We start from the raw sequence: 12,472 nt of genomic DNA, 5'->3' as shown, positions 1-12,472 counted from the left end.
TCCGTCGGTCGTCGTCGGTCGCACGGTGCCGCCCGCCTAGCCGAGCATCCGCAGCGACGCCGGAACGAGGCTGCCCTGGGCGAGCTCGAAGCTCACGCCCTGGCCGAAGGTGGGAATGGTCGCGTCGACGAACGGCACGACGTCCTGCGCGGCGACCAGGGCCTTCTCAGCAGCGGCCCACTGCGGGCAGCCGTCGGTGCCGGCGATCGCCGACGCCTTCTGCACCGCCGCGGTGTAGGCGGGGTTCTTGATGCCGGCGAAGTTGTTGCCGTTCGGCGGCGTCGGGCCGGACAGGAACGGCACCAGCTGGCTGGGCAGCGAGACCGTGAGCGGGATGATCGCCGCGTGCCAGGTGCCCTGGCCGGACAGGATCGCCGTACCGATCTCGGCGGTGGAGGCCGCCTTCAGGGTGAGCTCGACCCCGAGGTCACGCCAGGCCTTCTGCACCAGCTCGCCGGCCGACTGCAGCGTCGGGCCGACGCTCGACGGGTAGTAGAAGGTCAGCGCCAGCTTGGTGCCGCCCTTCTGCCGGACCCCGCCTGCTCCGGCCGCCCAGCCGGCCGCGTCCAGCGCCGACTTGGCCGCGGCGAGGTCGTGCGCGGGCAGGTTGGCGGTCACCGTGTCCTCGGTGCACGGACTCATGCCGCGGGCAACGAGTGACGTCGTCGGCTTGCCCGTTCCGCTGGTGAGCACCTTGCCGAGCTGCGCCAGGTCGAGCGCCTGGGTGAGCGCCTTGCGGAAGGCGGGATCGGCGGTCGGCAGCCCGGCCTTCTGGTTGTACCAGAGCTCGCCCAGCGGACTGGACGCCTCGCGCTGGAACAGCTTCTGGCCCTGCAGGCGTTGCTTGTCGGGGCCGGCGATCGCGGCCGCGTTGATCTCCCGGGACACCAGCAGGTTCGCCGAGGTCGTCTCGTTGGCGACCACCCGGAGCACGACCTTGTCCGGCAGTCCCTGCTGGTCGGCCTTGAAGTCGCCCGGGCCCCAGGCGTAGTCCTTGCGGCGTTCCAGCGTGTAGTGGTCGCCGGGAACCGCCTCGGTCATCGTGAACATGCCGGTGCCGTCGCCGGCCTGCTTGAGCAGCGTGCGGTTCTTCAGGCCCTTGGCGCAGACGATGTGCAGACCGCCGACGTTGCGGGCCAGGAACGCGTCCGGCGTCGGCACCGTCACGGTCACCGTCCCGGCCGCGTCGTCCCCGGTCGCCTTGGCGCCGGGCGGCACGTACACCCCGATCCGGCTCGACTTGTTCGCCGGGTCGCCGACGAAGCTGATGTTCTCCGCCACCGTGCTCGCGGTCAGCGGGGAGCCGTCCGCGCAGGTCACCCCCTTGCGCAAGGTGTACGTCGCCTTGGTGGTCGTGCCCTCCCACTTCTCGGCCAGGCCCGGCACCATCGTGCCCTCGGGGTCGAGGTTGACCAGCGCGTCGTACATGAACCAGTCGACCTGCTGGGTGACCGACAGCGAGGTGAAGTGCGGGTCGAGGTTGCCGGGATCGGCACTGATCGCCATCGTGAAGGTTCGGCCTTCGACGGTCTTGCCCGCCCCGCCGGCCGGCGTGCTGCCGCCGGAGTCGCAGGCGGACAGGACGAGTCCGGCCGCGAGCGTTCCGGCCAGGACGAGGGTGTGAGCAGATCGCATGGTGTCCTCCGAGGGGATTCGGTGCCGGTCAGAGCTGGGCGCGGCTGGTGATCGCGCGCTACTGCGCGGGATCAGCAGGCGCACCGTCGGCGCGGCGCATGGCGCGGCCGCTGTGGAGGTACAGCGCCCGGCCGCTGCCGTCGTCGCCGATGAACGCCTGCAGCTGGTGCATGCCGTGCTGGGGTTCGAGCGCGATGAGCGTGTCGCCGTCGAGCCGGACGAGCTCGACCGGGTCGGGCTTGCCGCCCAGCTCGGCGATCTCGCCCTTGGGGGTGTGGTCGAGCCAGACCCGGCCGTCCGCGTCCTGGCTGACGGTGATGTCCGCGACGTCGCAGGTGTACGTCCCGGCGTACCGGGTCGCGTCCAGCAGCGGCTCGCGCTCGGCGGGCGGAGTGGGCAGCGGCGGCATCGCGATCCCGGCCAGTTCGCGCAGCACGTGACCGACGACCTGCTCGTACAGGCCGATGAGGTTGCCGCCGTTGGTGAGCAGCGCCACCGAAAGCTCCTGCTCAGGCACGATCCGGAGGAACGCGCCCTGCCCGATGGTGCCGCCGTCGTGACCGATCACGGTGCGGCCGGACCAGTCGAAGATCTCCCAGCCCAGTCCCCAGGCGTCGCCCATCATGCCCAGCGGCGGCAGCTCGACCTGACGCCCCTGCATCGCCGCGACACTGCTCGGGCTGACCACCTCGGTGCCGTCGGGCGCCTTGCCGGCGTCCAGGTGCAGCTGGGCGAAGGCGACCAGGTCGCGCGGCCGCATCGCGAGCATCGCGCCGGCCGGAGCCATCGACCGCATCAGCGACCACACCGGCGCGGGCGCGAGGTCGGCGTCCGGCGCCGGCTTGATGTGGCCGACGGCGGCGCGGTGCAGGATCGCCTCGTTCGCGTCGTTGGCCACATGAGTCAGGCCGAGCGGGCTGACCAGGTGGTCGCGCAGGCACTGGGCGAACGGCTTGTTCCGGGCCAGCTCGACGAGCCGGCCGAGCACGGAGAAGGCGGCGTTGTTGTACGAGAACATCTCGCCCGGAGCGAAGAGCTGCGTCACCCCGGCGAGCTGGGCGACGTACTTCTCGACGCAGTCGTCGCCGTTGCCGGTGTCGATGAAGATGTCGCCCTCGAAGCCCGCTGTGTGGTTGAGCAGCTGACGCACGGTCATCGCGGCGGCGGCCGCTTCGTCGGCGACCACGAAGCCGGGCACGTAGTCGCGGACCGGCGCGTCCAGCTTGACCAGGCCCTCGTCCACGAGCTGCATCACCAGCGTCGCCGTCCACACCTTGGTGATCGAGCCGACCTGGAAGACCGAGTCGGCGGTGGCGTCGACACCGGTGGCCAGACTCAGCACCCCGGCGGCCGTGTCGATCACCTCACCGCGCAGGGACACCGCCACCGCGGCGCCGGGAACGTCGTACTCCGTCAGCAACGTCGCCAGCCGGTCGTCTAGCCAGGTCTGGATCTCGCTCAGGGTCGCCATTCCCGAACGGTAGGACCGGGCCGCGAGGCAGTATTCGTGCCGGCGGACAAGGAGTGCGGGCGAATCCGTCCGTGCGGACGAAGCCGGGACGCCCGGGTGCGGTTAATCGGCTGGCCCTGAAATGCCCGGTGGGGACAGGATCAGAGCATGCAGACCGAGGAGCGGCACTGGTACGCCGATGGGCTCGATCCCGAGGAACTGGCCTTCCAGCGGCTCTACGGCCCCTGGCGGCCGGCGTCGCCGGAGCAGGCGCGGGAGGTGTTCGCCGGGTACGCCGGGGACTGGTGGATCGCGGGCGGCTGGGCGATCGAGGCGTTCACCGGCGTACCGCGGCCGCACGAGGACATCGACGTGTCGCTGTGGCGCCGGGACGTCGAGAAGCTCCGGGTGCACCTGAAGGGCCGCTACCACCTCTGGTCCAACGACGGCGGCCGCCTGCTCCCGCTCACCGACGAGCGGCCCGAGCAGCCCGAGAGCGCCGACCAGATCTGGCTGCGCCGGCACGCGCTCGCACCCTGGGAGTTCGACCTGGTGCTCAACCCGGACCGCGACGGCCGCTGGGTGTTCCGCCGGGACCCCTCGCTCGACTACGCGCTGGACGAGATCACCTGGGTCGCCCCCGACGGCCTGCGCTACGTCACGCCCGAGATGGCGCTCGCCTACAAGGCCCGCCTGGCCCGCCCCAAGGACGAGCAGGACCTGGCCGCCTGCCTGCCGCTGCTGACCACCGCGCGGCGTACCTGGCTGGGCGACATGGTCGACCGCCTGCACCCCGGTCATCGCTGGCTGGAGCGGATCCGCGCGGCCTGAACCCGGTCCGCCGCGCGGGAACACGGACGCCGGACATACTCTTGAGGGTGTTATGACACCGACTCCCCGCCGCACCGTGTACCTCGACCATGCGGCGACGACTCCGATGCTGCCGGCAGCGATCGAGGCGATGACCCACCACCTCGCCAGGACCGGGAACGCGTCGTCCCTGCACGGCTCGGGCCGGGCCGCCCGGCGGACGGTCGAGGAGTCGCGGGAAACCATCGCCGCGGCGCTCAACGCGCAGCCGAGCGAGGTGGTGTTCACCTCCGGCGGCACCGAGGCGGACAACCTGGCCCTCAAGGGGCTGTGGTGGGCCCGCCTGCGCGACGACCCGCGCCGCCGGCGGATCCTGCTCAGCGGCATCGAGCACCACGCCGTGCTGGACCCGGCCGTCTGGCTCGCCCAGCACGAGGGCGCCGAGCTCGAGTGGTTGCCGGTCGACCAGCTCGGCCGGGTCCGCCCCGAGCAGGTCCGGGCCGCGATCGACCAGGACCCGGCCTCGGTGTCCTTCGTCACGCTGATGATGGCCAACAACGAGGTCGGCACGCTGCAGCCGGTCGAGCAGGTCGCCGCGATCGCCGCGGAGTACGGCATCCCGGTGCACACCGACGCAGTTCAGGCGATCGGCCAGGTGCCGGTGGACTTCGCCGCCCTCGGCGTCGACGCGATGACGGTGTCCGCGCACAAGCTCGGCGGCCCGTACGGGATCGGCGCGCTGGTCGTGCACAAGGAGACCCAGCTGGTCCCGGTCCTGCACGGCGGGGGTCAGGAGCGCGACGTACGGTCGGGCACGCTGGACACTCCGGCGACGGCCGGCTTCGCGGTGGCGGTCGAGCACGCGATCAAGGACCAGGCCGAGGAGGCAGGCCGGCTGACCGCGCTGCGGGACCAGCTGGTCCAGGGGGTGACCGGCACGGTGCCCGGCGCCGAGCTGTCGGGCGACCCGGTGGACCGCTTGCCCGGTAACGCACACTTGTCGTTCAAGGACTGCGAGGGCGACTCGCTGCTGCTCCTGCTCGACGCGCGCGGCATCGAGGTCTCCACCGGCTCGGCGTGCAACGCCGGGGTCGCGGAGCCGAGTCACGTGCTGCTGGCGATGGGGTACGACGACCAGCGCGCCCGCGGGTCACTCCGGTTCACGCTGGGGCACACCAGCAGCCAGGCGGACGTGGACGCCGTCCTGGAGCACATCGGACCAGTGGTGGAGCGGGCGATGTCCGCCGGACTGCAGAACGTGGGAAGGAACAACTGATGCGGGTACTCGCAGCCATGTCCGGCGGGGTGGACTCCGCCGTCGCGGCGGCGCGGATGGCCGAGGCCGGCCACGAGGTGGTCGGCGTGCACCTGGCGCTGAGCCGCAACCCGCAGTCGTACCGCAGCGGCGCCCGCGGCTGCTGCACGATCGAGGACTCCCGCGACGCCCGCCGGGCCGCCGACGTGATCGGCATCCCGTTCTACGTCTGGGACCTGGCCGAGCGGTTCCACGCCGACGTGGTCGAGGACTTCGTCGCGGAGTACGCCGCCGGCCGGACGCCCAACCCGTGCCTGCGCTGCAACGAGAAGGTGAAGTTCAGCGCCGTCCTCGAGCGGGCCCTCGCGCTCGACTTCGACGCGGTCGCCACCGGCCACTACGCGCAGATCGTCGAGACCCCCGCCGGCCGCGAGCTGCACCGCGCGGTGGACCAGGCCAAGGATCAGTCGTACGTGCTCGGGGTGCTCACCCAGGAGCAGCTGCGACACGCGTTCTTCCCGCTCGGCGACACGCCGAAGACCGAGATCCGGGCCGAGGCGGAGCGGCGCGGGCTGTCGGTCGCGGCCAAGCCGGACAGCCACGACATCTGCTTCATTGCCGACGGCAACACGCCGGGCTTCCTCAGCAAGCAGCTCGGGGAGGCGCCCGGCGACATCGTGGACAGCAACGGCACCAAGCTCGGCGAGCACAAGGGCACGCACGGGTTCACCGTCGGTCAGCGCAAGGGCCTGCGGATCGGCACACCGGCCGCGGACGGCAAGCCCCGGTTCGTGCTCGACATCAGCCCGGTGGACCGCACGGTGACCGTCGGCTCGCGCGAGGAACTCGCGGTGGAGAGTCTGACCGCGTCGAAGCCGCGCTGGTGCGGACCGGTACCGACCGAAACCCTGCACGTCAAGGCGCAGCTGCGCGCGCACGGCGACGAGGTGGCGGTGACCGCACGCGTCGAGGGCGACCAGGTCTTCGTCACCTTCGACGAGCCGACCGCAGCCGTTGCCCCCGGCCAGGCCGTCGTCCTGTACGACGGCACCCGCGTCGTCGGCTCAGCCACCATCGACACCGTTGCACGGGCTCTGCTTTCGGCCGCGCCTCCGGCACGGCGGGTCATGGGGCCTTGACTCCGGGCCTTCCCTCGTCGCTCAGTCGCTTCGCTCCTTCACTCCTCAGTCCAGGCCGGGAGGCCCCATGACCACTACAGGACTCGGTTCGCTGCCGGGCGAGGACGTTCGGGAGTGGATGAAGGTGGTGCTGGACGCCGTCGACATTCCGTTCCTGCCAGAGCTCCCGGCCCGCCCGTACGGCGACATGCTGAGCCGCGCGGTCGCCGTCTTGGGGGACCTGTCGGCGGACCTGCAGCCGGCGGGGTGGCGGCTGACCGGTGGGTCGGACCCGCGGTCGAGCCTGGACCAGCGCCGGGCGCGGTCGGTGCTGCAGGAGGACCTGGACGTCCTGGAGGAGCTGGCCGACGGCTACACCGGCCCGCTGAAGCTCCAGCTGGTCGGTCCGTGGACGCTCGCCGCGACGGTCGAGCTGCCGCGCGGCGACAAGGTGCTGGCCGACCACGGGGCTCGCCGTGACCTGGCCGACGTGCTGGCCCACGGGCTGAACGACCAGGTGGCCGAGGTACGCCGGCGACTCCCGGGTGTAGAGGTCCTGGTGCAGCTGGACGAGCCTGCGCTTCCCGCAGTACTGGCTGGGGCGGTTCCGACGGCCAGTGGCTGGAGCAAGCACCGCTCTGTCGACGGTCCGGGTGCTGTGGAGCTGCTGGCTCGAGTGGTCGAGGCCGCTGATCCAGCGACCACCCTGGTGCACTGCTGCGCGGCCCGGCCGCCGATCGAGGTGTTCACCAAGGCAGGAGCCGGGGGAGTGGCAGTGGACGTCTCGCTGCTCACCGAGCCGGCCTGGGAACAGATCGCCCTGGCCGTCGAAGCCAAGACCACCCTGTACGCCGGGCTGGTCCCGACCACCGGCCCGATCCCGGACCCGGAGCAGGCCGCGGCCCCACTGGTGCGTACGTGGCGCAACCTCGGTCTGGACCCTGAGCTGCTCAAGCAGGTCGTGGTCACTCCGGCGTGCGGCCTGGCCGCGTCCCCGTCGCCGTCGGACGCCCGCGCCCGGCTGGACCTGCTGCGCGCCGTCGTGGACGCGCTCGGAGAGGCCGCGGAAGCCTAGGGCAGGTCGCCCGATTCCCGCGTGCCGGGATCGGGCGGCACGACCGAATTTCGTCGGTGCCGGGCGGTAAGTTCTCCTCATGAGCACGGAGATCCCCGAGACGACCGCCGCCGACCAGCCTGCCGCGCCGGCCGAGGTGCGGGAGCGGCACGCGGCGTTGAGCCGCGAGATCGAGGAGCACCGGTTCCGCTACTACATGGCCACCTCGACCATCTCCGACGCCGACTTCGACGCACTGATGCACGAGCTCCAGGGCATCGAGCAGCAGTACCAGGAGCTCCGCACGCCCGACTCGCCGACGCAGAAGGTCGGCGTCCCGATCTCCACCCTGTTCGCGCCGGTCACCCACCCGACGCGGATGGAGAGCCTGGGCAACGCGTTCTCCGCCGAGCAGATGGAGGCCTGGGCCAAGCGGCTGGAGCGTGAGGTCACCGCCCAGCAGATCCACGACAGCGGCTTCCTCTGCGAGCTGAAGGTCGACGGCCTGGCGCTGGACCTCGTCTACGAGAACGGCCGGCTCGTCACCGGCGCCACCCGCGGCGACGGCCGGACCGGCGAGGACGTCACGCTCAACGTCCGCACCATCGACAGCATCCCGAACGAGCTGGCCGGCGACGACCTGCCCAGCTTCCTGGAGGTCCGCGGCGAGGTCTACTTCCGGGTCGAGGACTTCGAGCAGCTGAACGCCCAGCTCGTCGAGGCCGGCAAGGACCCGTTCTCGAACCCGCGCAACAGCGCCGCCGGCTCGCTGCGGCAGAAGGACCCGCGGGTCTCGGCCGCCCGGCCGCTGCGCTTCGTCGTGCACGGCCTCGGCAAGGTCGAGGGGTACCGGGTCCGCCGGCTGTCCGAGGCCTACGAGCAGCTGAAGGCGTGGGGCCTGCCGGTCAGCGACCGGGCCCGCCGGGTCGAGACGCTGGCCGAGGTCAACGAGTTCATCGCCCACTACGGGGAGAACCGGCACTCCGTCGACCACGAGATCGACGGCGTCGTGGTCAAGGTCGACGAGGTGGACCTGCAGCGCGCGCTCGGCTCCACCTCGAGCGCCCCACGCTGGGCGATCGCGTACAAGTACCCGCCCGAAGAGGTCACCACCAAGCTGCTCGACATCGAGGTCAACGTCGGCCGCACCGGCCGGGTCACGCCGTACGGCAAGATGGAGCCGGTCCGGGTGGCCGGGTCGACGGTCGAGTTCGCGACCCTGCACAACGCGCGGGAGGTCGAGCGCAAGGGCGTCTGGATCGGCGACACCGTCGTGCTGCGCAAGGCCGGCGACGTGATTCCGGAGATCCTCGGCCCGGTCATCGAGCTGCGGCCCCAGGAGGCCCACCCGTTCCGGATGCCGACGCAGTGCCCGTCCTGCGGGACGACGCTGCGGCCGATGAAGGAGGGCGACGTCGACATCCGCTGCCCGAACGCGCAGTCCTGCCCGGCGCAGCTGCGTGAGCGGCTGTTCCATCTGGCCGGCCGGTCCGCGTTCGACATCGAGGTGCTCGGCTTCAAGGCCGCCGACGCGCTGATCAGCGGGGAGCTGATCACCGACGAGGGCGACCTGTTCGACCTGACCGAGCAGGACCTCGGCCGCAGCCCGTTCTTCACCACCAAGGCCGGCGCGCTCTCGGCGAACGCGAAACGCCTGCTCGCCAACCTGGAGACGGCCAAGACCCAGCCGCTCGCGCGCGGACTGGTCGCGCTGTCGATCCGCCACGTCGGCCCGACCGCGGCGGCGGCGCTGGCCGCGGCGTACGACGACATCGACGCGATCCAGGCGGCCGGGGAGGATGAGCTGGCCCAGATCGAGGGCGTCGGACCGACCATCGCGCACGCCGTGATCGAGTGGTTCCAGGTCGACTGGCACCAGCAGATCGTCCGGAAGTGGAAGGCGGCGGGCGTCCAGCTGCGCCAGGAGCGGACCGGTCCGACCGTCGAGCAGACGCTGACCGGGCTGTCGGTGGTGGTCACCGGGACGGTCGAGGGTTTCAGCCGCGACGAGGCGACCGAGGCGATCGTGTCGCGCGGCGGCAAGGCGGCCGGCTCGGTGTCGAAGAAGACGTCGTTCGTGGTGGTCGGCGACTCGCCGGGATCCAAGTACGACAAGGCGGTCCAGCTCGGCGTACCGATTCTGGACGCGGCCGGCTTCGAGGTACTGCTCGACCAGGGCGCCGACGCAGCCGCCGAGGTCGCGACCACCCCGGCCCCCGACGAAGCCTAGATCCCCTCGCGAGCAGGAGATCCGGCCTAGTGCGGTACGGCCGCCAGGGCCGATCCCGTTGCTCGTGGCCACCAGGTTCCCGAAGGATGGATCCGGCGCGACGTCTGATCCGTCCGACTGTTACTTTGCACCTCGACACGTGGGTTTCTAAGGAGCGAATATGACGACGCCGCCACAAGGACCGTGGGGTCCTGGGCAGGGGGGCCAGCCGGGCGGGCAGCAGGATGGCGGCCAGGGACAGGGTGGCTGGGGCCAGCAGCAGCCGGCTCAGGGCGTTGGCGGTTGGGGACAGCGCCCGCCGCAGCCGGGCCAGCCTGGTCAGCCGCCGCAGGGCGGCGGCTGGGGCCAGCAGCCCGGTCAGCCGCAGCCTGGCCAGCCGCCGGCTCAGCAGCCCGGTCAGCAGCCCGGTCAGACCGGCTGGGGTCAGACTCCTCAGCAGGGCGCTCCGTACCAGCAGCAGCCCTGGGGGCAGAACCGGCCTCAGCAGGCCGGCTGGCACCAGCAGCAGGGAAGCCAGCAGCCCTGGCAGCCGAACGGGCCGGGAGGCTCGAACGGCAACAAGGACAAGCTGCCGCTGTTCATCGGTGGTGGCGTCGTCGCGCTGCTGCTGATCGGCCTGCTCGTTTTCGTCGGCATCAAGGCGCTGGGCGGTGAGGACGAGCCGACCACGCAGCCGACCACCACCACGTCGACGGAGCCGACCGCCCCCACCACCGAGTCCCCGAGCGGTGACCCGACCAGCTCGGCCCCGCCGCCCGGCCAGCTCGGCAACGCGTCCGGTCAGGCCAAGACCGCGACCGACAAGCTCCAGACCGACGGTTACCAGTGCAGCGACCTGTTCAACGGGGCGCAGGGCGCACACCGCGGCTGCTTCAAGTACGACGGAGCGACCGAGGCCGAGACGATCTTCCAGTTCCAGCCCGACGGCACCATCATCGGCGTGCTGATCAAGTCGTCCAACGACGACAACGTCAACAACGCCGCGGTCACCTTCGACGCGGCGCTGCAGGCGATCGGCAACGACACCTTCGGCGGCAGCGAGGTCGCCAAGGTGCAGCAGGCGCTGAAGACCGGCCAGAAGTCGCAGAAGGTCGGCAGCACCTGGGGCGAGTTCTCCCTGCGCAACAGCGGCGACCAGGTCCAGCTGTCGGGCGGCAAGTCCGGGTCGGACTCGTTCGACCTGCCGCGCAAGGAGTTCCAGACCACCTCCGCGCAGCTGATCGCCGCGCTGAAGGCGAAGAGCTACACCTGCGCGAGCACGTCGTCCTGCCGCAAGCAGGCCGGCAAGTACGGCTCGACCAGCATCTACGGCTACAGCTCCCGGGATGCCGGCCTGCGGACGCTGCACATCCGGGCCTACGGTTCGGCCGACGAGGTCAAGGCCGCGATGCCGGCCGCCGTCGCCGACACGTTCTCGGTGCTCAAGGGCCCGGACGTCGCCGCGATCAAGGCGTACGTCGACGCGCACAACGACGGCAAGTCGTACGCTGGCTACGTGTCGGGCTGGCGGGTCGAGGTGACCGGCGATGCCGAGGGCGACTACGGATCGCGGCAGGTCAGCATCGAGTACGAGTCGTTCTACGTGTGAGGACCGGGTGAAGTTCAGGCCGCAGAAGCGGGACTCCCGGGAGGTGGCCAAGCCGCCTCCCGAGGCGGTCCAGCGCGTCGAGGGCGGCGGGCCGTGGGGTCCGACCCAGTTCGACCTGCCGGAACCAGGCGGCCGGAACAGGCACGCGATCCTGATCACGTCGCTGGTCGGAGCGCTGGTCCTGCTGGTCATCATCGGCCTGTGGACGCTGGCCTACTTCGAGCTCTACTGAGCTGACACCGAGGACCTCCTCCCTACCGAACGCAGGGGAGGAGGTCCTCGGTGTGTGTGCCGCCCGGTTCAGTCCTTGTGCTTCGAGGGCCGCAGCGCGTCCGGCTTGTGCACGGCGGTCCGGCCGCTCTTGCTGCTACGGACCAGGTACTGCGGCTCGTCCTTCGAGGCGTCGACGGTCCGGCCGCCGGCCTCGGTGCGCTCGGTGATCTTGCGTTCCACCGTGCCGTGAGCGGTGCTGCCGTGACTGTTCCACTCGACCTTGTCGCCCTTGCTGAACTCCGCCATCGTTCCTCCTCGCGGACGCGTCCGGCGGATCGGGAAAGTCGTCCGCCCGTCGCTCCGGTACCCCGGGCAACGCGGCCCGGCGTACGGGTCAGGCGGTGGCGCGGATGGTGACGGCGAGGTTGGCGAGGTAGCTGAGCCGGGCGACCTCGGAGCCGAGGAACTCGGGCCCACCGCGGCGGCCGATCACCAGCACGCGGCGGTCGGACTCCAGCGGCGCGGCGACCAGCACCGACTCGACCAGTCCCTTGTGGTCCGGCGCGGCCAGCGTCGTCGCCTTCTCCAGCGGCAGCCACTGGTTGACCAGGTCGCCGAACTCCGGCGTCGCGCTCGTCTCCAGCGCGACCTTCACCTCGCTGCCGGTGCCGTCGAGCAGCGCGGCCCAGTCGGCGTGCAGCACCGACGGCGCCTGCTCCACCAGGATGTCGACGGCCTCGGCCGGGGCCGAGGTCATCTGCTCGACGGCCTCCAGGTCCATGTGCAGCCCGCCGCCCGCGCCGTACCGGGAGAACCAGATCACCTCGACGCCGGGAACGCCGTGGCACGCGGACACCAGCCGGTCCGGCAGCACCCCCGGCGGCAGGTCGACCACCACGTCGTCGACGGCGGTGCCGTTCTCCCGGCGGTGCTCGACGATCTCGATCGCGTGGATGTCGGCGTCGACCTCGCCGAGGGCGGTCGCCACGGTGCCGAGCGAACCGGGGCGGTCCGGGAGGATCAGTCGCAGCAGGAACACCGAACGATCATCTCCCAGCCGAAAACCACGCAAGTTACGCCCTGTCGCGGCCAATGTTACAGAGCGGAACAAAGTGACAC

11 protein-coding genes are annotated in these 12,472 nt (G+C 71.3%); 7 read left to right on the top strand and 4 right to left on the bottom strand.

Annotation, left to right across the window (positions count from 1 at the left end):
* Positions 1-36 precede the first annotated feature (36 nt).
* Together KFLA_RS24350 and KFLA_RS24345 are read right to left on the bottom strand one after the other, a co-directional pair.
* A complete protein-coding gene (locus KFLA_RS24350) occupies positions 37-1,635 on the bottom strand; it encodes an ABC transporter substrate-binding protein (protein WP_012922482.1) in 1,599 nt (532 codons plus the stop codon).
* A gap of 58 nt (positions 1,636-1,693) precedes the next feature.
* The gene (locus KFLA_RS24345; RefSeq protein ID WP_012922481.1) at positions 1,694-3,106 is read right to left on the bottom strand and encodes a serine hydrolase domain-containing protein; all 1,413 of its coding nucleotides are present in this window, start codon (positions 3,104-3,106) and stop codon (positions 1,694-1,696) included.
* 147 nt (positions 3,107-3,253) lie between these two features.
* Between KFLA_RS24345 and KFLA_RS24340 the strand changes: the two genes are divergently transcribed.
* From KFLA_RS24340 to KFLA_RS24310, 7 genes are all read left to right on the top strand, one after another.
* Positions 3,254-3,916, top strand: a complete 663-nt coding sequence (locus tag KFLA_RS24340) for a nucleotidyltransferase domain-containing protein (protein WP_012922480.1) — start codon at positions 3,254-3,256, stop codon at positions 3,914-3,916.
* A gap of 52 nt (positions 3,917-3,968) precedes the next feature.
* Complete coding sequence (locus KFLA_RS24335) at positions 3,969-5,171, top strand: cysteine desulfurase family protein (protein WP_012922479.1); 1,203 nt, start codon at positions 3,969-3,971, stop codon at positions 5,169-5,171.
* On the top strand, positions 5,171-6,289 hold the full coding sequence (gene mnmA, locus KFLA_RS24330; protein ID WP_012922478.1) for a tRNA 2-thiouridine(34) synthase MnmA: 1,119 nt from the start codon (positions 5,171-5,173) through the stop codon (positions 6,287-6,289). The genes KFLA_RS24335 and mnmA overlap by 1 nt, the downstream gene beginning before the upstream one ends.
* A 67-nt stretch (positions 6,290-6,356) precedes the next feature.
* Positions 6,357-7,343 carry a uroporphyrinogen decarboxylase/cobalamine-independent methonine synthase family protein gene (locus KFLA_RS24325; protein WP_012922477.1) on the top strand — a complete coding sequence of 329 codons (987 nt, stop codon included), beginning with the start codon at positions 6,357-6,359 and terminating at the stop codon, positions 7,341-7,343.
* A gap of 79 nt (positions 7,344-7,422) precedes the next feature.
* Positions 7,423-9,552, top strand: a complete 2,130-nt coding sequence (gene ligA / locus KFLA_RS24320) for an NAD-dependent DNA ligase LigA (protein ID WP_012922476.1) — start codon at positions 7,423-7,425, stop codon at positions 9,550-9,552.
* A gap of 160 nt (positions 9,553-9,712) precedes the next feature.
* Complete coding sequence (locus tag KFLA_RS24315; protein WP_012922475.1) at positions 9,713-11,140, top strand: hypothetical protein; 1,428 nt, start codon at positions 9,713-9,715, stop codon at positions 11,138-11,140.
* 7 nt (positions 11,141-11,147) lie between these two features.
* Positions 11,148-11,372 (top strand): hypothetical protein, encoded by a 225-nt coding sequence (locus tag KFLA_RS24310; RefSeq protein WP_012922474.1) that lies wholly within the window; start codon positions 11,148-11,150, stop codon positions 11,370-11,372.
* Between the two features lie 68 nt (positions 11,373-11,440).
* Here KFLA_RS24310 and KFLA_RS24305 read toward each other — a convergent pair whose 3' ends face one another.
* Both KFLA_RS24305 and KFLA_RS24300 read right to left on the bottom strand, forming a co-directional pair.
* Positions 11,441-11,659: a hypervirulence associated TUDOR domain-containing protein gene (locus tag KFLA_RS24305; RefSeq protein ID WP_012922473.1), complete on the bottom strand. Its 219-nt coding sequence runs from the start codon at positions 11,657-11,659 to the stop codon at positions 11,441-11,443.
* An 88-nt stretch (positions 11,660-11,747) separates the two neighbouring features.
* A complete protein-coding gene (locus KFLA_RS24300; protein ID WP_012922472.1) occupies positions 11,748-12,392 on the bottom strand; it encodes an ACT domain-containing protein in 645 nt (214 codons plus the stop codon).
* Positions 12,393-12,472 lie beyond the last annotated feature (80 nt).

It is taken from the genome of Kribbella flavida DSM 17836, from assembly GCF_000024345.1.
In the GTDB taxonomy this organism is placed as follows: Bacteria; Actinomycetota; Actinomycetes; order Propionibacteriales; family Kribbellaceae; genus Kribbella; species Kribbella flavida.
This window is presented reverse-complemented; position numbering and strand designations above follow the sequence as displayed.